The following is a 20,218-nucleotide window of genomic DNA, read 5'->3' as shown; positions in this document are numbered from 1 at the left end:
TCCAGGCGCGCGCTGAAAGGCGCGCGCCATCGGGGCAGTGACTCATCCCGGTTCGGCTTTGGGCGACCCACTCAGTGGGAGTGATCGCTTGCACCCGGTGCGGTGGACGGTGGCGGGTCCGCCTTGATCATCTTGCCGACGGTCACCGTGCCGAACCATTGCGCGTCCCGCGCGGCAAAATAACGGTTTGGGTCCAGCAGCGACGGGTCGTACCTGCCGCATCCTTCGCGGGGAATCTCCACGCCGCCGAGGACGAGACGGTTGCCGCCGCAGCGGGTCGGATTGTCGGCGTTCAACCCCATGACCTTGACGCCGGAGTCGTGGCCAAGGTGCGACCCCGTCAGCGAGTTCCTGGCCGAGATCAGGGCCAGCTTCATCCTCGGCTTGGCCACGGCGTCGCCGAACTCGGCCATCAACGCGGCCAGCATCGTGTTCGCCTGCGTGCGTTGTGCGGGTGCCAGCGCGGCGCAGATCCGGTCGCGCGCGTTGACGTAGGAAGGGTAGCCACGCTCGGCGGCCAGCGTGATCCAGGCGCAGGCACTGGCCCGGTCCTTCCTCACGCCCCGGCCGTTGAGATACATCATCGCGATGCTGAGCTGGGACATCTTGTCGGCGTAGCGCGAACCGATCCGGAAGTACTTCATGGCGCCCTGGTAATCGCCCTCGAACAGGCGCCGCATGCCGGCAAACTGGCCGAAGAGATCCGGGTGTCCCTGGGTGGAGGCGTCGTCCATGGCGCGCAGGGTGCGCTCGATGTCAGGCGTCTGCCGTGGCGGTGGCGTCGGTGGCGGCGCGTCCGCGGGCGCGACATGGGTCGAAGCCGGCCGTGCGTTGGAGCCGTCGGCCGACTGACCCGCCAGGCAAAGGGTGGAGACGCATGCCAGCAGCAGGCATGTCGGAACGAGCAACAGTGGCTTCATCAGCAATTCCCTTGGCTGGTGGTGAACTGGATAGTGCTCCGGCATCGTAGCGTGGCGCGCCGGCAAGAGGCCACCCGATGCACTTCAATCCTCCTCCGCGCGCGGCTTCCAAGCCTCTCCCAACTGCTTCTGCACGGTGGCGGGGGCGGCTTCGTAGTGGCTCAGGTCGAGGCTGTAGCGGCCACGGCCGCCGGTCATGGATTTCAGTTCGGTGGGGTAATCGATCAGTTCGGCCAGCGGGGCCTGCGCCTTGATCACCAGCTCGCCGCCACGCTGCGCATCGGTGCCCAGGATGCGCGCGCGCTTGCCGGCGAGGCTGCCGGTGACGTCGCCGACGTGGCGCTCGGGGATCGCCACCTCGACGTTGACGATCGGCTCCAGCAGCACGGGATGCGCCTTGGCCACGGCGTCGAGGAAGGCCTTCTTGCCGGCGCTGATGAAGGCCACCTCCTTGGAGTCGACCGAGTGGTACTTGCCGTCGTAGACGGTCACGCGCAGGTCCTGCAGCGGGTAGCCGGCCACCACGCCGCGCTCCATCGCCTGGCGCACGCCTTTCTCGATCGCCGGCAGGAACTGGCCGGGGATCACGCCGCCCTTGATCGCGTCGACGAATTCGAAGCCGGCGCCGCGATCGAGCGGCTCGATGCGCAGGAACACCTCGCCGAACTGGCCGGCACCGCCGGTCTGCTTCTTGTGCCGGTGGTGGCCTTCGGCGAGGGCGGCGATGGTTTCGCGATACGCGATGCGTGGCGGGCGCGTCTCCACTTCCACGCCGTAGCGTTCGCGCATGCGCTCGAGCATCACTTTCAGGTGCAGCTCGGAGAGCCCGCGCACCACGGTCTCGTTGAGTTCCTTGTGGTGCTCGACGCGAAAGCAGGGATCTTCCTCGGCCAGGCGCGCCAGCGCGTTGGAGAGCTTCTGCTCCTGGCCCTTGTGCCGCGGCTCCAGCGCCAGGCCGACCATCGGCGTGGGGAACCGCGGTGGCGCCAGCGCGATGCGATCGTCGTCGTGCGAATCGTGCAGCACCGCGTCGTAGTGGATTTCCTCGACCTTGGCCACCGCGGCGATGTCGCCGGGGATCGCCGCCTCGATCTCCACGTGGTTCTTGCCCTGCAGGCGGAACAGGTGGCCGACCTTGAACGGCTTGCGGCCGTCGTCGACCAGCAACTGGCTGTCGCGCCGCACGGTGCCCTGCCACACGCGGAACACGCCCAGCTTGCCCACGAACGGGTCGTTGATGATCTTGAACACGTCGGCGATCACCGACGCCCGCGCATCGCCGGTCACGCGCAGCGGCATGCCGTCGCCGCGCACGAACGGTGGCGGGTTGCCCTCGGCCGGATTCGGCAGCAGTCGCGCGGCGACGTCGAGCAGTTCCTTCACCCCGGCACCGGTGCGCGCGCTGGTGAAGCAGATCGGCACCAGGTGGCCTTCGCGCAGGCATTGCTCGAAGGCGTCGTGCAATTGCTGCGCGCCCAGCGCCTGCTCGCCCTCGTCCAGGTAGCGGCCCATCAGTGCCTCGTTGACCTCCACCACCTGGTCGATGATCTGCTGGTGCGCCGCGGCCAGCGAGGAGAAATCGGTGGCGCCGTCGTCGTGGAAGAAGCAATCCAGCACGCGGTTGCCGCGTTGCGCCGGCAGGTTGACCGGCAGGCACTGGCTGCCGAATTCCTCGCGCAGCGCGTCGACCAGGGCGGCGAGGTCGGCGCCGTCGAAGTCGATCTTGTTGATCACCAGCATGCGCGCCAGGCCGCGCTCGTGGGCGTGCATCATCATGCGGCGCGTGCCGTGCTCGATGCCGTTGATCGCGTTGACCACGATCGCCACGCTCTCCACCGCAGCCAGCGCGGACAGCGTGCCGCCGCGGAAATCGGCGTAGCCGGCGGTGTCGATCAGGTTGATGCGGCAGTCGCCGTGCTCGACCTGGGCGATGCTGCTGTCGATGGAATGGGCGCGCGATTGTTCCTGCGCGTCGGTATCCGACACGGTATTGCCGCGCTCGACGGTGCCGATGGACTGGATCGCCCCGCCGGCATGCAGCAAGGCCTCGAACAGCGTGGTCTTGCCGGCGCCGGCGTGACCGGCGAGCGCGATGTTGCGGATATGTTCCGTGACGAGTTCGGACACGATGCGACCCTCCTCATGCGGGGGCGCAGCCTCGTGGCATGAACGGCACCGCCCGAGGCCGCGCGGGGCGGCTGGAAAAGCGGGCCGTCATGGTCGTCCTGCGCGATGCGGCGGCGAGGGCGGTCATGGCGGGGGATCGGCGCGGGGCGTCGATCGGCCTAGCCTTGTGCCATGCGCAAGTGGGGTCAAGCTGCACTGCGGGGAACCGCGCGGCGCCGGCGGCTGTCTGTCCCAGGTGTCGCGCGCCCCGGCGACGCGATCGTCACGCCGGTCTAGCGGGGTTCAATCGCCTTCGGCCATGCTGCGACCGCCCACCGATTTCCACGAGGCACCGCCATCGCCGTTGCGCCGCAGCCCCAGCCAGCCACGCCCGAGCCGCCCGAACCCGAGCGGCGCGAGCTCGTGCCCGCGGCTGGCGACTGGCGTGCGCGGGCCACGCGGCAGCGGCATCGCTGGCACGAGCCGCCGGTCGAGCGGGCCACGCATCGCTGGACGCTCGCTGCGGTACTGCTGTTGCATGCGTTGTTCGCGCTGGTGGCGTGGTACGGCACGCGCCCGCCGGTACTTCACGAGGAGGCGCCCCCCGAGCAATTCCTGCAGATCCGCCTGATCGAGGACACACCGGCAAGCCACGCGCCGCCGCCGCTGGCCTTGCCGCCCGCGCCGCCCGCCGCACCGCCGCCGACACGGGCACGGCCGGAGCCGCCGGCCAAGGGCGCCATGGTGGTACAGGCCCCGCCGCTGCGGTTGTACGACGAGCATGGCCAGCCACTGCTGCCGCCGGCGCCTGTTTCCAGTGCGCCGGTGCCCGGCTACGTGCAACGCATGCCGCAGGGCGATACGCAGGTCATGCGTCACGACAGCCCGGTCAAGTACAAGCCCACCCGCTTCGCGGACGACTGGGACAAGGGCGGCAGCTCCGTCGACAGCGCGCTGCAGAAGCTGGTGGACAAGACCACGAAGAAAACGACGATCCACCTGCCCGGCGGCATCCGCATCCACTGCGCCGTGTCGCTGGCGATGCTCGCCGGTGGTTGCGGTGGCGACCCGCCGCCGCCACCGTCGGCGAAAAGTGGCGACATGCGCCTCAACATGGCGCCGGCCAGCACGCCCGACGGTCGCACGCACGGTTTCACCCCGCCCGGCGTGGAGGCCTGCATCGCGATGTATCGCGCCGGCAAGCCGCTGGCGCAAGGCTGCCCGGTGGATACGCCCGACCGCGCAGTGGACGAGGAGTTGCGCGAGCGCAAGGCCGCGCGCGGCGCCGGCCGCTGATGGCCCCCGCTACACTGGCCGCATGCCCGCGCCGTCCCCGGATTCCGTCCCACCCCGTCGTGCCGCCAACCCCGCGCGAGTCCTGCTGGACTCGCCGCTGGCGGCGGCCACGCGCGGCCGCGTCTATCATCTGCGTCGGCACGCGCCGCCGCCGTCGCGGGGTCGTCGCGCGCTGGCCTTCCTCGGCACCTTGCTGGTGCATCTGCTGTGCCTGTTCGCGTTCGTGCTCGGCCCGGCCTACGAACCCACCGTGCTGCCGGACCATTCGCGCGAACCGCTGCTGCAGGTGCGCCTGATCGAGCCACCCGAACCGCCGCCACCGCCGCCGGTGCATGGCACGCCACCGAAGCAGCGCGGGCCGCGCCAGCAGGGTCGGCAGCATCCCGCACCGCGCGTCGAACCGAGCGCCAATGCCGTCGCGCTGACGGCCGCCGCCACCCCCGCGAAGCCGGCGAAAGCCGCGCCGGTCGCCGCGCCGCAGCCGCCAGTGAGCCTGCCGGCGCCGACGCCGCTGCCGCTACCCAAACCGGCGGCACCGGCCGTGCCGGCGCCTCCCTTGGCGCTGACCCTGCCGGCGCCGGTGGCTCCCGCGCTGCCGGCGCCCCAGCCCGAGCCGCAACGTCCACCGCAGGCCGAAGGCAATCGCCCGATCCTGCCGCCGACCGCGCTGGCCTTGCCGCAGGCGAGCGTGCCTGCGGTCGCCGCACCGCCGGCGATCACGCTGCAAGTCGCGGCGCCGACCACGCTGGCCCCGCTCAGCGAAGCGCCGGAACCCGCGCCAGCGCCACCGCAACTGCCGCGTCCGCAGCCGCAAACGCTGGTGCCCCTCACGCCGATCGCGCCGCCCGCCCCGCGCCTGGTGCCGCAGCTGACCCAAACCGCGCAACTGGCCGAAGCCGTGCCGGCCGAGGTTGTCGCGCCCCCGCGCGCGCTGGCACCGACCCAGCTGGACCTGCAGCGCTCCGCACCGGCGCCGGCGATGACGCCAGCGACCCTGCGCCCGGTGTTGCAGGCACCGACCGCCGTGGCCGCGATCACGCCTGCGCCCGCCGCCTCCGCACTGCCGCTGCCGGCCACCGCCGAGGTCAGCCGCGCGCCGGAGGCCTCGCCGCAAGGCAGCGACACCGCCACGGTCGGCGAGCCGGCCGGCGCCACCAGCGTCGCGCCGCCGTCGGCACCTGCGCCGGCGGTTCGTGCCGCCGCCAGTACCGGTAGCCAGCACGCGCCCTCGCTGGCCGCGGGCAAGCTCGGCGGCGATCGACCCGGCGCAGCGCAGGGCGGGGAGCACGGCGCGGTGGGCGACTACGTGCAGCTGAAGCCGAGCGGCGATACCGAAATCATGCGTCACCGCACGCCTGACGTCGGCTACCGGCCCACTCGCTTCGAGCAGGACTGGACGCCCGAGGACGAAAGCTCGGTCGACACCGCGCTGCGCCGCGCGGTGGAAAAGACCACGGTCAAGCACACCTTCCACCTGCCGCGTGGCGTGCGGGTGGAGTGCGCGGTGAAACCACTGCTGCCGATCGCGCTGTTCGGCTGCCGCAACCCCGACCCGCCGCCGGCACCGGTCGCCGCCAGCGCGTATGCGCCATTGCACCTGGCGCCTGCCGCCCCGCTGGCGCCGCCCGCGGCCGCCAGCACGCCGGCACCGGCGACCTCCACGCCGATGGTGAAGTTCGACAACGCCGCCGAATGCGCTGCCGCCCGCGTCGCCGGCGGCCCGTTGCCGCCGGGCTGCGCATCAGACCTGCCGCCCGCCACGCCGATTCACGCGCCCGCCGCTGCCTCCAGCTCGTGGGTGCCGGCGGCCGACCAGTTTCATTGAAGGCGGGAATGACGGGAAAGTCCTGCGCGGATCACGTGAGCGGTGCTCACTCCCCGCGCGGTTCGCGCAGCGTGTCCATCGTCAGGGTCGCCAGTTGCCGCAGGCGGGCGCCGCCGGCATCGGCGAGCAGGGTCTTCAGCCGCGCGTCGGCATCGTCCTGGTCCAGCGTCTGCCGCTCGGCCAGCGAGGCGGCCAGGGCGCGGCCCATCGAGTCGAAGATCAGCGCGTAGGCGAACGCGTGCAGCACGCCGCCGCCCAGCGTGCCCAGGCCGGGGAACGCCTTCAGTGCATTGCCGGCAACCGCCAGCACGATCGAGCTGCCGGTGCGCAGGGTCAGCCTGGCCTGGTGCACGAAATCCTCGATCTGCACGTCGCTGAGCCCGACGCCGTACAGCTCGGCCAGCGCCCGCGTGAGCCCGGTGGCGAGCACGCCCTGGATCACCAGGTCGCTGCCTGGCGCCACCGCCGCCATCGCACCGACGATCGCGCGGCGGGCGTACTGGCGCACGATGCGCTCGGCGGTTTCGGCGCGGGTCTGCGCCTCCAGCGTGCCGGTGCGCTGGTGCAGGCCGGCGAGCACGGCCTGCTCGCGACGCGGCTCCAGTCCCTCGGCACCGGGAGCGATGAGGCGGGTGAGTGCGCGCAGCAGCGGTTCGATCGCCGGCTTGCGCTGGCGTTCGACCGATTCGGTGCTGCCGTCGGCGAGCCGGCGCTGGTATCGCTCGCTGCCGCCGGCGCTGATCGCCACCACCGCGCTGGCGATGCCGCGCGATTGCGCGCGCAGCTTGTCCAGCAGTTGCGCCAGCTCCGGCTCGCCCCACTGGTCGGCCTTGTTCAACACCAGCAGCAGCGGCTTGCCGAAATCGGCGAGCCAGCGCAGTTCGTCGACCTGGCCGCGGGTGAGGTCGCCGGCACACAGGTAGATCACCGCGTGGGCGCGCAGGGCTTCTTCGCGCGCCTCGCGTTCGCGCGCTTCGCCGCCACTCTCGCGGCTGCCGGGTACGTCGGCGAGTACCAGGTTGCGGCCGTCAGGCAAGGTGCTGTCGTAGTGACCGACCGCGCGCGTGGTGCCGCCGCGCGCCTCGCTGGCCAGTGTGGCCTGCGGCGCCAGCGCACGGATCAGGCTGGACTTGCCGGTGGAGATCTCGCCGAACAGCGCGACGTACAGGCGCGCGCCGAGCCGCCGCTGGTCGAGTTCGCCCAGCTCGGTGGCGAGCGCGCCGGTGTCGGCGCCGTGTTCGCGCAACTTGTCGATGCGCTGCTCCAGGCTGGCGCGGTCGGGCACCGGCAGGGGTCGGCGCCGGCGGCGCGGACGCAGCAGCCACCACAGCACGGCCAGGCCGGCGGCGGCGAAGATCCCCAGCACCAGGCCCAGCGTCCACTGCAACGGCGCCGGCAAGGCGAGGAAGCGCTGGGCCAGCGCGAGGAAACGTTCCGCCGCGGCAAACAGCAGCCACAGCAGTGCGGCGATGGCCAGGGCGGCGAACAGCAGGCGCAGGCGTCGGGACATCCGGCGATTGTAGGGGCTCGCGCACCGCACACGCCCATGGCCGATGGCCCTTTCGCCGCGCCATGGCATGCGCGGTACGATCCCCGCGCTGCCTTGCCCCAGGCGTGCGGCAAGCCCCTTCCCCGAGGACGATGCGACATGAGCAAGGCCGACACCACCTCCCGCTTCACGGCGAAAGTGCTGCGCCCGGCGATGCCCGACGATGCCGCATGGGCCTTCGTGCTGTTGCCGCGACCGGTGAGCGAGAAGCTGCCGCGCCGCGGGCGCACCACGGTCGACGCCAGCATCAACGGCCACCGCTTCCAGGCGACGCTGGAGCCGGATGGCCAGTTGAGCCACTGGCTGAAACTGGACAGCCGCCTGCTCAAGACCGTCCGTGCGCAAGCGGGCGACACCGTGGCGCTGGAGATCGCGCCGGTGAAGCATGAGCCCGAACCCGCGCTACCGGCCGACCTGCGCCAGGCGCTGGACGATGCGCCCGCCGCCGCCCGCGCCGGCTGGGACGCCACCACCACGATCGCGCGCGTGGACTGGATCCACTGGATCGTCTCGGCCAAGCAGGCAAAGACTCGAACGCAGCGCGTCGCCGCCGCCTGCGACATGCTCGCCGCCGGCAAGCGGCGCGTGTGCTGTTTCGATCCGTCGGGTTTCTACAGCAAGGCGTTGGCGGCGCCCGACGCGGCCGAATGACGCACGACGCGTGAAACGCATCGCTCCGGGCCGGCGCGATGCTCGCCGCCACGGACCCGATTTGGCATGATGGGGCGGATCAGGGGAATCTGCGCATGCTTGCATCGCTCATGTTGGGTGCGGTTCTGGCGGTGGCCACGCCGGGGTCCGCGGCCGCTGGCGGTGCCAGCACGACAATGCCGGCCGCCGGCGCGAGCATGCCGGCGACGCCGCAGTTCCGTCGTTATGGCGTGGCCGACGGCGTGCCCAGCGGTTCGATCTACGCGGTGGCGCAGGATCATCGCGGCATGATGTGGTTCGGTGCCGATGGCGGCCTGGTGCGCTTCGACGGCGTCACGTTCAAGGTGTTCCGGCATGCCAGCGGCGATCCGCTGTCGCTGCCGAGCAACCAGATCTACACCCTGTTCGTGGACAAGGCGGACCGCATCTGGGCCGGCGGCGTCTCGGCGGGACTGACCGTCTACGACCAGGACGGCGGGCGCTTTCGCCACTGGGTGCACGGAGCGGACGATCCGCACAGCCTCAGCAACGACGAAGTGTGGAGCATCGCGCAGACCCCCGATGGCCAGATCTGGGTGGGCACCCAGGGCGGCCTCGACCGCATGCGCCGCGACGAGAGCGGTTTCGAACCCGTGCGGCTCGATGCCGACAGCGGGCAGGCGGCCCCGTTCGGCGCCATCCGCGCCTTGCTGGCCGACCACGAGGGGCGGTTGTGGATCGGCAGTGAGCATGGTCTCTACGTGCGCTCGACCGACGGCAAGGTGCGCGGCGTGGCGGTCGACCCCGCGTTCGGCGGCGACGTCGGCGCGGTGTGGCGCATCGAGGGCGATGGCGACGAGATCCGCGTGGCGGTCAGAGGTGGCCTGCTGGTGGTCGGCGCCGACGGCGTGGCGCGGCCGCTGGCAAATCGGCAACTGGCCAACACGCGCATCCTGAGCAGCGTGCGCGACAGCCAGGGGCGGTTGTGGCTGGGCAGCCTCGACGGCGTCTGGCTCGAATCGGAACAGGGCCCGCTGCAGCACATCACCGGCGCGCCGCTGTTGCCCGGCGGCCTGCCCAGCGATCGCCTGTGGCAGATTTTCCGCGATCGCGAAGGCGGCCTGTGGTTCACCTTCGACCAGTCCAGCATCGCGTACCTGCCGCCGGGCTGGAATGGTTTCGCGCGTTTCACGCATATCCCGGACAATGCCGACAGCCTGTCCAACACCGCCGCGCTGTCGGTGCTGGCCGGGCGCGACCACGAGCTGTGGGTGGGCGGCTACAACGGCTGGGTCGACAAGCTGGATACGGCGACCGGCGAGGTCAGCCACGTGCTGCGCGGCCTGCACGGCAACCTCACCTCGCTGGCGGAGGATGCGCGCGGCCGCCTGTGGATCACCGGGCCCGGGCGCATCTACCGCTACGACCACGGCAAGCTGCTGACGCTGGGCGCCGAGCAGACGCACATGAAACGGCCGCTCGCGCTGGTCGCCGGCATGGACGGCCATATCTACGGGGCGTCGTGGGGCGAGGGCGTGTTCGCGATCGACCCCGACACGCTGGTGTCGACGCCGCTGCTGCCGGCCGATGCGCCCGACGGCGCGCGCTTCTTCGACCAGTTGCGGGCGCACGACGGGGCGGTCTGGTACGCCAGCATGGCCGGGCTGATGCGCAGCGAAGGGCCCGGACAGCCGCTGGCGTTCGTGCCGGGCGTGTCGCGGCGGGAGATCTACAGTTTCGCGTTCGATGACGACGGTTTCTGGATCGCCACCGAAACCGCGCTGGAGCATTACCGCCTGGCGGACGGGCGTGCCACGCGCGACGACAGCGTCGACATCAGCCGGATGGGGCTGATCGCGGACCTGCGCACCATGCTGGTCGACCGGCAAGGGCAACTGTGGTTGTTCAGCAGCCCGGGCCTGCGCCGCTTCAACCCGCTGACCCACACGTTCACCCAGTTCGGTGCGGCGCAGGGCCTGAGCAATGAAGAGTTCACCAACGGCTCGGCGGTGATCGCTGCCGACGGCACCATGCTTGCCGCCAGCAGCGGCGGCGTCACCGCGTTCCAGCCGGCCGAACTGGCGCGGCTGGAACGGCCCGGCCCGCTGCCGCTGCTGTCGCTCACCCAGGTCAGCGTGCGCCGCGACGGCAAGACCGTCGCGCTGTCGCCGGAGCAGCCGGTGCACCTGGGCTGGCGCGATCGCGACTTGCGCGTGGAGGCGCGCATGTCGTCCTACGTGGACCCGGCAGCGAACCGCTACTTCTTCCACATGGGCGGTTTCGACAGCGGCTGGGTGAGCACCGGCAACCAGGGCCAGCGCGAGTTCGTCGGGCTCGGCGCCGGCAGTTATACGCTGGAAGTGCACGGCCATGGTGCCGACGGCCAGTGGGGCAAGGCGCGGCCGCTGCTGGTCACGGTGCAGGCGCCGCCGTGGCTGCGCTGGTGGGCATGGCTGGGTTACCTGTTGCTGGTGGCAGCCGTGGTCGCGCTGGCGTTGCGCGGCTGGCGCCGGCGGCTGGCGCAGCGCCACCAGATCCAGCTGGCCGAGCAGCAGCGGCAGATGGCCGAGGCGGCCAGCGCAGCCAAGACCCAGTTCCTGGCCACCCTGAGCCACGAGATACGCACGCCGATGACCGGCGTGATGGGCATGGCCGAATTGCTGTTGAGCACGTCGCTCGATCCGCTGCAGCATGACTACACCCGGGCGATGCAACGTTCCGGCGACATGCTGCTGAAACTGCTCAACGACGCGCTCGACCTGGCCCGCATCGAGGCCGGCCGGCTGGAGCTGGAGCCGGCGCCGTTCAGCCCGCGCCAGTTGCTGGAGGACGTGACGCAACTGGAGCAGGGCCTGGCGCACGCGCGCGGCATCCGCTTCGTGCTGGAGGTGGCCGACGATCTTCCCGCGCAGGTTGTCGGCGACGCGGTGCGGATCAAGCAGGTGCTGCTGAACCTGGCCAACAACGCGCTCAAGTTCACCGAACGCGGCCACGTGACCTTGCGCGGCGAACGCACCACCGACGGTCTGCAGTTCGGCGTCAGCGACACCGGGCCGGGCATTCCCGAGGCGAGCCAGGCGCGCTTGTTCCAGCGCTTCGAGCAGGCCGACGGCCCGCAGCGTGCGGCGGGCAGCGGCCTGGGCCTGGCGATCTGCCGCGAGCTGGTGGACATGATGGGCGGCAGCATCGAGCTGGAATCGCGCGTGGGCCACGGCAGCACCTTCCGCGTGCGCCTGCCGCTGGCCGAACCGGCCGAGCCGGCGCCACTGGCGGCACCGCTCGCCGCCGGCGGCAGCCATCACCTGCTGCTGGTGGAAGACGACACCATCGTGGCGGCGGTCATCCGCGGCCTGCTCGAACGCGAAGGCCATCACGTGGTGCACGTGATCAACGGGCTGGCCGCGCTGGCCGAGCTGGCCCACGCCAGCTTCGACGCGGTGCTGCTGGACCTGGACCTGCCCGGCGTCGACGGCTTCCAGATCGCGCGGCTGATCCGCCAGCGCGAACCCGACGCCCGCCACGTGCCGATCATCGCGGTCACCGCCCGCTCCGGCGGCCGCGACGAGGCGCGCGCCCGCGAAGCGGGCATGGACGGCTTCCTGCGCAAGCCGGTCAGCGGCGAACAACTGGCTGGTGCGCTGGCCCGGGTCATCGCCTCGGCGAGCGATGCCACGGCCTGAGCCGCGGACGGGCGCCTGTGCTCGCGCTGGCAGGAAGGCTTTGGCATCATGGCCGCTACGGGACAGGCTGCCGCCATGGCGCGTCGCTCGCATGCAACGCGGTGCTGGCCGGCATGGAAGCCCGAAGGGGACGACCTGAATGTTTTCGGCAGCCTTGCTGACCCTGGCCCTCGGGCTGGCCCTGCCCGTCGCGGGCATGCCGGCCATCCCGACGGCCGCGAGTCGGGCCGATCCGCTGCCGACGCCGCAGTTTCGCCGCTACGACACCTCGGATGGCTTGCCCAGCACCAATGTCTACGCCGTGGCGCAGGATCGCAAGGGCGCGATCTGGTTCGGCACCAAGGGTGGCCTGGCGCGTTTCGACGGCGTCGGCTTCAAGGTGTTCCGGCATGCGGAGAACGACCCGGGCTCGCTGTACGCCAACGGCATTGCCACGCTGACGGTCGATCGCCGCGGACGCCTGTGGGCCGCCGGCCTCAACGCTGGCCTGAACCGCTACGACGAGGCCAGCGGCAGCTTCCGCCACTGGGGGCACGATCAGGCCGACCCGGCCAGCCTGTCCAGCGACCGGGTCTGGGCCATCGCGCAAACACCGGACGGCAGCTTGTGGATAGGTAGCGCCGGCGGGCTCGACCGCATGCACCCGGACGAGCGCGGCTTCGAGCACGTGGTCGATCCGCAGCTTGGTGCCACGCCAGCCGCGGTCGGCACCGTTGCCGCACTGTATGTGGACGGGCGCGGCCGATTGTGGATCGGCAGCAGCCACGGCGTATTCGTGCGCGAGACGGACGGCGCGATCCGCCGTGTACCGTCGGCCGAGCCGCAGCGGACCATCGACGCGTGGCGGATCGACGGCAGCGGCGACGAGGTGCGGCTTGCCGCCACCGACGGCCTGTGGATCGTCGGTGCCGACGGCGTGGCGCGCCGCTTCGGCGCCGGCGTGATTCCCGCCACCAACGTGATGAGCAGCGTGCGCGACGCCGCCGGCCGCCTGTGGGTCGGCACGCAGAAGGGCCTGTTCCTGCAGGCGCGCCCGGGCGGGCCGGTGACCGCGGTGGCCGACCAGCCGGTGCTCTACGGCAACCTGCCCGGTACCTGGGTATGGCAGCTGATGGTCGACCGCGAAGGCGGCATGTGGGCGGCGCTGTACGACGGCGGCGTGGCGTACCTGGGGCCGGGCTGGAACCGCTTCAGCCGCTTCACCCACACGCCGGACGATCCGTCCAGCCTGCGCGACGCGATCGCCACCACCATGGCGCGCGGCAAGGACGGTCGCCACGTGTGGGTGGGCCAGCGCGGCGGCCGGGTCGACCGGCTCGATCCGGTGACCGGCGCGGTCGAGCACGCGATATCGGGACTGCGCGGCGACGTGGTCGGCATGACCGAGGACGCGAGCAACCGCTTGTGGGTGGTGGTGCAGGGCGCGCTGTACCGCGACACCGACGGGCGGCTCGACCGGGTCGACCCGGCCGGCGCGATGCTGCAGCGGCCGCTGGAGGTCGAGTCCGGGCCGGATGGCCAGATGTATGCGCGCACCTTCGGCCAGGGCCTGTTCCGCATCGACCCGGAGACGCTGGCGGTCCAGCCGGTGCCGATGGACGGCTCCAGCGACAAGGTGCGCTGGGGCAGCCAGATGACGCTGCACGACGGCATCTTCTGGTACGCCAGCGACGGCGGCATGATGTGGCTGGACACGACCCGGGGCCGCTTCGTGATGGTGCCGGGCGGGCCGGCAGGGCAATCCGTCGACGCCTTCGATTTCACCGCCGACGGACTGTGGATGGCCAATGCCGACGGGCTGGTCCACTACCGCCGCGGCGGCGACGGCATCGTGGCGGACCGCCGGATCGACGCGGTGCATGGCTGGCCGTCGGTCAACGTCACCGACCTGCGCGTCGATGCGGCCGGCCGGGTCTGGGTTTTCGGCCACGACGGCCTGTGGCGGTTCGAGCCGGACACCGGCACGTTCCGTTCGTTCGGCCTGCAGGATGGCCTGACCAACGGCGAGTTCTTCCGCGGCTACGCGCGGATGCCCAGCGGCTACATCTACGCCGCCACCCTGGGCGGCGTGGTGGCGTTCAACCCGGACCGGAGCAACCGGCAGACCAGCGTGCCGCAGATGGCGCTCACCCAGGCCAGGGTGCGCCACCGCGGCGCCACCCAGGCACTGCCGATCGGCACGCAGCCGCTGCACATGGACTGGCACGACAGCCAGCTCGCGATCGAGGCGCGGGTGTTCTCCTATGTCGCGCCGGCTGCCAACCGCTACCGTTTCCGGCTGTACGGCTTCGACAGCGACTGGGTGGACACCGGCAGCCGCGGCGAGCGCGATTTCAGCGGCCTCGGCGCAGGTGACTACACGCTCGACGTGATGGCCGCGGGCGCGAATGGCCGATGGGTGCACCTGGCCACGCCGCTGCGCATCCAGGTCGAGGCGCCGCCGTGGCTGCGCTGGTGGGCGTGGGCCATCTACGTGCTGCTGGTGGCGGCGCTGGTGGCTCTGATCCTGCATGCCTGGCGCCGTCGCCTGGCGCAGCGCCACAAGATCCAGCTGGCCGAGCAGCAGCGGCAGATGGCCGAGGCGGCCAGCGCGGCGAAGACGCAGTTCCTGGCCACCCTGAGCCATGAAATACGCACGCCGATGACCGGCGTGATGGGCATGGCCGAGCTGCTGTTGAGCACGCCGCTGAACCGGCAGCAGCACGACTACACGCAGGCAATGCAACGCTCCGGCGGCATGCTGCTGAAGCTGCTCAACGACGCGCTCGACCTGGCCCGCATCGAGGCCGGCCGGCTGGAGCTGGAGCCGGCGCCGTTCAGCCCGCGCCAGTTGCTGGAGGACGTGGCGCAGCTGGAGCAGGGCCTGGCCCACGCCAAGGGCATCCGCTTCGAGCTGGCACTGGCCGACGATCTGCCGGCACAACTGCTCGGCGACGCGGTGCGGATCAAGCAGATCCTGCTGAATCTGGCCAACAATGCCTTGAAGTTCACCGAGCACGGCAGCGTCGCGCTGAGCGCGCAGCGCACCGCCGACGGTTTGCAGTTCGGCATCAGCGACACCGGGCCGGGCATTCCCGAGGCGAGCCAGGCGCGCTTGTTCCAGCGCTTCGAGCAGGCCGACGGCCCGCAGCGTGCGGCGGGCAGCGGCCTGGGCCTGGCGATCTGCCGGGAGCTGGTGGACATGATGGGCGGCAGCATCGAGCTGGAATCGCGCGTGGGCCACGGCAGCACCTTCCGCGTGCGCCTGCCGCTGGCCGAGCCGCCGGTCGAAGCGCCGACGCCGACCCGCGCCGCCCGCAGCTACCGCTTGCTGCTGGTGGAGGACGACACCATCGTGGCGGTGGTGATCCGGGGCCTGCTGGAGCGCGAGGGCCACGCGGTGGTGCACGTGGTCAACGGGCTGGCCGCACTGTCCGAACTGGCGCACGTGAGTTTCGACGCGGTGCTGCTGGACCTGGACCTGCCCGGCGTCGACGGCTTCCAGATCGCACGGCTGATCCGCCAGCGCGAACGTGACGCCCGCCACGTGCCGATCATCGCGGTCACCGCCCGCTCCGGCGGCCGCGACGAGGCGCGCGCCCGCGAAGCGGGCATGGACGGCTTCCTGCGCAAGCCGGTCAGCGGCGAGCAATTGGCGGCGGCACTGGCGCGTGCACTGGCGACGCCGGCCGAGGCGCCCCCGGCCTGACGACGAGCGGGCTCCTACTGGTCGCTCTTGTGCAGTTCGAAACCGCGCCGCTGGTACTCGCGCCAGCGTTCGCGCGAGCCGTCGCGGGCATCGGGGTCGGCGGGTACCACTTCGAGCACCCGTTCGCACGGCTGGTCGGGGCAGCGGTCGCGCAGGTTGATCAGCAGCGGGCGGTCGGGAGTGTCGACGCCGGGCGGCACGATCAGCACGGCGGTGAATTCGTCGTCGTCGTCGCCGGCCAGCTGGTGCGGGATCATCGCGTCGTCGTCGAACGCCCACAGCAGTTCGTCGATTTCGTGCGCCTGCTCGTGGTCGCGCGCCAGGATCAGCGTCGGCTGCTGCGCCGCGTAGGCCTTCTTCGCCAGCTCGCACACCAGCAGCAGCGGCTGCTCGATGAAGCGTGGCTTGTTGGCGATCAGGTAGAAGTCGGCGCGCATAAGGCAGGAGTGAGTGGAGAGGAGTGAGAAACGAGAGAAAGACAAGGGCATGATGCCTCAAACCGCCACCTCTCACTCCTCACTTCTCTTCACTCACTTCTCGCTCTGGCTCAACAGCCACTGCGCCAGCAACGCCACCGGGCGGCCGGTGGCGAGGCCCTTGCGGCCGTCTTCCCAGGCGGTGCCGGCGATGTCGAGGTGGGCCCAGCGCTGGCCGTCGGTGAAGCGCGAGAGGAAACAGCCGGCGGTGATCGCGCCGGCGGTCTTGCCGCCGATGTTGGCGACGTCGGCGAAACCCGATTCCAGTTGCACCTGGTAGTCGTCCCACAGCGGCAGGCGCCAGGCGCGGTCGAGGGTTTCCTCGCCGGCGGCGAGCAGCTCGGCGGCGAGGTCGTCGTGCTTGCTCATCAGGCCGCTGGCATGCTTGCCCAGGGCGACCACGCAGGCGCCGGTGAGGGTGGCGGCGTCGACGATGGTGTGCGGCTGGTAGGTCTTCGCCGTCCAGGTCAGCGCATCGCACAGGATCAGCCGGCCTTCGGCGTCGGTATTGAGCACCTCGATGGTGAGGCCGGAGAGGCTGGTGAGCACGTCGCTGGGGCGGTAGCTGTCGCCGCCGGGCATGTTCTCCACGCTCGGCACCACGCACACGAGGTTGCGCTTCAGGCCCATCTTCACCGCGGCCACGAACGCGCCCATCACGCCGGCGGCGCCGCCCATGTCGAACTTCATGTCCTCCATGCCGGGGCCGGGCTTGAGGCTGAGGCCGCCGGAGTCGAAGGTGACGCCCTTGCCGACCAGGGCATACGGCTTGTCGTCCGGATCGCCGCCCTTGTATTCCAGCGCTATCAGCCGCGGCTTGTTGGCCGAGCCGCGCGCCACGGCGAGCAGCGAGCCGAAACCCAGCTCGGCCATCTGCGCTTCGTCCAGCACCTGGCAGTTGACCTTGTCGTGCAGGTCGGCGAAGGCCTGGGCCTGGGCAGCGATGTAGGCGGGGTTGCAGATGTTCGGCGGCAGGTTGGCCAGCTCGCGTGCGAAGCGCACGCCTTCGGCAATGGCGGTGGCCTGCTCCAGCGCGGCGTGTGCCTCGTCGCCCGCGGCGAAGGCGAGCGTGGCCAGTTCCGCCGGCTTGGCCTTGTCGCGCGGCTTGAAGGTGGCGGTGTAGCGGTAGGCGGCGAAATCGCTGGCCAGCGCCGCCACGCGCACGCGCCAGGCGGCGTCGCGGCCGGGCACGTCCACGTCGGTGAGATAGGACACCGCCGCGTTCAACGGCAACCGGCCGAGCGCACGCGCGGCTTCGATGTGGATCTTCTGGAAGCGCGCGCCGTCGAACGATTTCTGCGCACCCAGGCCGACCACCATCACGCGTTTGGCGGCGATGCCGGGCGGGGCGAACAGCACGCTGGTGCTGCCGGCCTTGCCGCTGATGTCGCCGCTTTCGAGTTGCTGGCGGATCAACCCGCCGGTGGCGCGATCCACCGCTTCGGCGGCGTTGCCCAGCACCGCCTGCTCGTACACGCCGACCACGATGCACGGGCTGTCGACGGCAGTGGCGGCAGTGTTGGTCAGGCTGAACTGGAGAGTCATCGGATGCGTTCCCGTGTGGGCCCGGTCGTGGCCGGACAGGCTAGACTTGCGGTTCGCCGCCCCTGGGAGCGTGGGCGGCAGAAATCTTCCGGGCTGCAAAAGCGGCTGCGCGGTCCGTATTTCCGCCGATTCTTGACCCATGGAACCACCATGGGCCGGCGAACCGTCGAAAACCCGTCCTCGCGCATCCACATTTTTCGCCTCGGAAGTTTCTGCCGCCCACGCTCCCGGGGTGTCACCGCACAAGCCATCAAGTTTATCGCATGCTGAGCATCCTCGACCGCTACTTCCTGCGTGAGCTGGCGCAGACCGTCGCCGCCACCGTGGTGGTCCTGCTGGTGATCGTGGCCGGCAGCGCGTTCGCCAAGGTGTTGCAGCAGGTGGCCAGCGGCAGCTTTCCGGCCAGCGTGATGTTTCAGGTGCTGGGGCTGCGCACGCTCGACGGCCTGACCAACCTGATGCCGCTGGCGAGTTTCATCGGCGTGCTGATGGGGCTGGGCCGCATGTACCGCGAGAGCGAGATGCACGTGCTGTCGTCCTCCGGCATGGGTCCGGCGGGCCTGCTGCGTCCGGTCGCGGTGCTGGCCGCGGTGCTGGTGGCGATCACCCTGGTGGTGGCGTTGTGGCTGGGTCCGTGGGCGGTACGCACCAGCGATGCGCTGGTGGCCGCGGCCAACCGTTCGGTGATCGCCGCCGGCCTCGACGCCGGGCGCTTCACCAGCCTGCCCGCCCAGGGCGGCATCATCTTCGTCGACAGCCTGAGCCGAGACGGCACGCGACTGGGCCGCACCTTCGTCGCGACCCAGCGCAACAGCAAGGAAGGCGGGGCCCACCTGAAAGTGGTCAGCGCGGCCAGCGGCCAGCTGTACCAGGAGAGCGACGGCGAGGGCCGTTTCATCGCCTTCAAGGATGGCTGGCAATACGACATCCCGCTGGGTGCCGACAATTGGCGCCAGATGCAGTACCGGCAGAACGACACGTCGCTGTCCAGCGTGCAGGCCGACGAGGATGAGGATCCCGCGCACTCCAAGACCAGCTGGGCGCTGTTCCAGTCCGACAATCCGGAGGATCGCGCCGAGTTCGCCTGGCGCAGCAATGCGGCGCCGCTGACCCTGGTGCTGGTGCTGCTGGCGTTGCCGCTGGCGCGGCAGAGTCCGCGCGAGCCGAAGTACGGCCGGCTGCTGCTGGCGATGCTGGCGTTCTATCTCTACTACCTGCTGCTGGCGCTGGGGCGCGCGCAGATCGGCAAGGATCACTGGCACAGCCAGGCGCCGCTGTGGGGCCTGCACCTGCTCGCGCTGGGGCTGGCCGGCTGGTTGCTGTGGAAACAGTATTCCCCGCGGCGCGTGCGCACGGCGGCGAGTGCCGCGTGATGGGCATGTTCAGCATCAAGCGGGTGGATCGGCTGGTGGCGCTCAGCGTGCTCGGCTCGCTGCTGACGGTGTGGCTGGTGCTCACCGGCTTCGATGCGGTGACCCAGTTCCTGCGCCAGCTGGGCAATGTGGGCAAGCACGGCTACACGGTGACCGATGCGACGGTCTACGTGCTGGTGACGTTCCCGCGCCGCGCCTACGAGATGTTCGGCAACGCCGCGCTGATCGGCGGCCTGCTCGGCCTCGGCGGCCTGGCCGGCAGTGGCGAACTCACCGCCTTGCGCGCGGCCGGCCTGTCGCGATTGCGCATCGCCGGCTCGGCCGCAGGCGTGGTGGCGGTGCTGATCGTGGGGGTGGTGATCCTGGGCGAAACCGTCGCGCCGTGGGGCGACCAGCAGGCGCAGGCGATGCAGTTGCGCGTGCGCTCGGGCAACCTGGGCCTGGGCGACGGCAGCGGGTTGTGGGCGCGCGACGGCAACGACATCATCAACGCACGCGGCACCTCGCTCAAGGAGCACGACGGGGTCAGCGAGGTGCAACTGAGCGACGTGCGCGTGTTCACCTTCACGCCCGACGGTCAGCTCAAGCGCTTCCGCCTGGCGCAGAGCGCCACGCACGACGGCCACCAATGGATCCTGCACGGCGTGCGCAGCACCACGCTGGATGCGCAGGGCACGCATTCCACCACCACCGCCAACGAGTCGTGGCCGTCGAGCCTCAACCCGCAGGTGCTGGCGCAATCCGTGGTGCAACCGCAATACCTGTCGATGCGCGACCTGCGCCGCAACATGAGTTACCTGGAGAGCAACGGCGAGAGCCCGGGCAGCTACGCGGTGGCGTTCTGGGGCCGCGCGCTGTATCCGCTCAACGTGCTGGTGCTGGTGCTGTGCGCGATGCCGTTCGCGTTCGGCACGCTGCGTTCCGGCGGCCTGGGCAAGCGCCTGTTCATCGGCATGTTGCTGGCGATCGGCTGGTATTTCATGCAGCAGGCGATGGTGAATTTCGGCACCGTCTACGGCCTGCCGCCATTCCTCGCCAACCTGCTGCCGGCGATGCTGTTGGCGTGCATTGCCTGGCTGTATTTCAGGCGCAGGGTGTGAGGGGCCGGGATCCGGTTCTTCGACAAGTTC

General features: G+C 70.9%; 12 protein-coding genes. 7 read left to right on the top strand and 5 right to left on the bottom strand.

Annotated elements, in window-relative coordinates; all coding sequences use genetic code 11:
* Window positions 1-71 precede the first annotated feature (71 nt).
* Window positions 72-965 carry a sel1 repeat family protein gene (locus ACVCMB_RS07960; RefSeq protein ID WP_447106588.1) on the bottom strand — a complete coding sequence of 298 codons (894 nt, stop codon included), beginning with the start codon at window positions 963-965 and terminating at the stop codon, window positions 72-74.
* Between the two features lie 39 nt (window positions 966-1,004).
* The gene (gene fusA / locus ACVCMB_RS07955; RefSeq protein WP_447106587.1) at window positions 1,005-3,047 is read right to left on the bottom strand and encodes an elongation factor G; all 2,043 of its coding nucleotides are present in this window, start codon (window positions 3,045-3,047) and stop codon (window positions 1,005-1,007) included.
* Between the two features lie 402 nt (window positions 3,048-3,449).
* Between fusA and ACVCMB_RS07950 the strand changes: the two genes are divergently transcribed.
* Window positions 3,450-4,322 carry a hypothetical protein gene (locus tag ACVCMB_RS07950; RefSeq protein WP_447106586.1) on the top strand — a complete coding sequence of 291 codons (873 nt, stop codon included), beginning with the start codon at window positions 3,450-3,452 and terminating at the stop codon, window positions 4,320-4,322.
* Window positions 4,323-4,344: 22 nt separating this feature from the next.
* Window positions 4,345-6,147, top strand: coding sequence for a hypothetical protein (locus tag ACVCMB_RS07945; RefSeq protein ID WP_447106585.1), 1,803 nt, complete (start codon window positions 4,345-4,347; stop codon window positions 6,145-6,147).
* 46 nt (window positions 6,148-6,193) lie between these two features.
* Here the strand turns inward: ACVCMB_RS07945 and ACVCMB_RS07940 are convergent, their stop codons facing one another.
* Window positions 6,194-7,657: a GTPase gene (locus tag ACVCMB_RS07940; RefSeq protein ID WP_447106584.1), complete on the bottom strand. Its 1,464-nt coding sequence runs from the start codon at window positions 7,655-7,657 to the stop codon at window positions 6,194-6,196.
* 138 nt (window positions 7,658-7,795) lie between these two features.
* Here ACVCMB_RS07940 and ACVCMB_RS07935 point away from each other — a divergent pair, with 138 nt between their 5' ends.
* The 3 genes from ACVCMB_RS07935 (at window position 7,796) to ACVCMB_RS07925 (ending at window position 15,694) form a co-directional block, all read left to right on the top strand.
* On the top strand, window positions 7,796-8,347 hold the full coding sequence (locus tag ACVCMB_RS07935) for a YdeI/OmpD-associated family protein (protein WP_395119962.1): 552 nt from the start codon (window positions 7,796-7,798) through the stop codon (window positions 8,345-8,347).
* A 95-nt stretch (window positions 8,348-8,442) separates the two neighbouring features.
* Window positions 8,443-12,006 carry a two-component regulator propeller domain-containing protein gene (locus ACVCMB_RS07930; RefSeq protein WP_447106583.1) on the top strand — a complete coding sequence of 1,188 codons (3,564 nt, stop codon included), beginning with the start codon at window positions 8,443-8,445 and terminating at the stop codon, window positions 12,004-12,006.
* Window positions 12,007-12,145: 139 nt separating this feature from the next.
* On the top strand, window positions 12,146-15,694 hold the full coding sequence (locus tag ACVCMB_RS07925; protein WP_447106582.1) for an ATP-binding protein: 3,549 nt from the start codon (window positions 12,146-12,148) through the stop codon (window positions 15,692-15,694).
* Between the two features lie 14 nt (window positions 15,695-15,708).
* Here ACVCMB_RS07925 and ACVCMB_RS07920 read toward each other — a convergent pair whose 3' ends face one another.
* Window positions 15,709-16,131 (bottom strand): DNA polymerase III subunit chi, encoded by a 423-nt coding sequence (locus ACVCMB_RS07920; protein WP_395119959.1) that lies wholly within the window; start codon window positions 16,129-16,131, stop codon window positions 15,709-15,711.
* Window positions 16,132-16,224: 93 nt separating this feature from the next.
* Window positions 16,225-17,715 (bottom strand): leucyl aminopeptidase, encoded by a 1,491-nt coding sequence (locus ACVCMB_RS07915; protein WP_447106581.1) that lies wholly within the window; start codon window positions 17,713-17,715, stop codon window positions 16,225-16,227.
* 263 nt (window positions 17,716-17,978) lie between these two features.
* On the opposite strand from ACVCMB_RS07915, the gene lptF reads away from it, so the two are divergent.
* A complete protein-coding gene (lptF, locus tag ACVCMB_RS07910) occupies window positions 17,979-19,088 on the top strand; it encodes an LPS export ABC transporter permease LptF (protein WP_395119957.1) in 1,110 nt (369 codons plus the stop codon).
* A complete protein-coding gene (lptG, locus tag ACVCMB_RS07905; RefSeq protein ID WP_395119956.1) occupies window positions 19,088-20,188 on the top strand; it encodes an LPS export ABC transporter permease LptG in 1,101 nt (366 codons plus the stop codon). Before lptF ends, lptG begins: the two co-directional genes overlap by 1 nt.
* Window positions 20,189-20,218: the final 30 nt, after the last annotated feature.

It is taken from the genome of Rhodanobacter sp. UC4443_H10 (assembly GCF_052978325.1).
Note: the sequence above shows the minus strand (reverse complement) of the source record. Positions and strands in the feature narration are given on the sequence as shown.

What these genes read in the sequence shown, in the direction of transcription:
- ACVCMB_RS07960 (WP_447106588.1), bottom strand. Translation starts at nt 965, where the DNA reads ATGCCGGAGCACTATCCAGTTCACCACCAGCCAAGGGAATTGCTGATG.
- ACVCMB_RS07945 (WP_447106585.1), top strand. Translation starts at nt 4,345, where the DNA reads ATGCCCGCGCCGTCCCCGGATTCCGTCCCACCCCGTCGTGCCGCCAAC.
- ACVCMB_RS07940 (WP_447106584.1), bottom strand. Translation starts at nt 7,657, where the DNA reads ATGTCCCGACGCCTGCGCCTGCTGTTCGCCGCCCTGGCCATCGCCGCA.
- ACVCMB_RS07935 (WP_395119962.1), top strand. Translation starts at nt 7,796, where the DNA reads ATGAGCAAGGCCGACACCACCTCCCGCTTCACGGCGAAAGTGCTGCGC.
- ACVCMB_RS07930 (WP_447106583.1), top strand. Translation starts at nt 8,443, where the DNA reads ATGCTTGCATCGCTCATGTTGGGTGCGGTTCTGGCGGTGGCCACGCCG.
- ACVCMB_RS07925 (WP_447106582.1), top strand. Translation starts at nt 12,146, where the DNA reads ATGTTTTCGGCAGCCTTGCTGACCCTGGCCCTCGGGCTGGCCCTGCCC.
- ACVCMB_RS07920 (WP_395119959.1), bottom strand. Translation starts at nt 16,131, where the DNA reads ATGCGCGCCGACTTCTACCTGATCGCCAACAAGCCACGCTTCATCGAG.
- ACVCMB_RS07915 (WP_447106581.1), bottom strand. Translation starts at nt 17,715, where the DNA reads ATGACTCTCCAGTTCAGCCTGACCAACACTGCCGCCACTGCCGTCGAC.
- lptF (WP_395119957.1), top strand. Translation starts at nt 17,979, where the DNA reads ATGCTGAGCATCCTCGACCGCTACTTCCTGCGTGAGCTGGCGCAGACC.
- lptG (WP_395119956.1), top strand. Translation starts at nt 19,088, where the DNA reads ATGGGCATGTTCAGCATCAAGCGGGTGGATCGGCTGGTGGCGCTCAGC.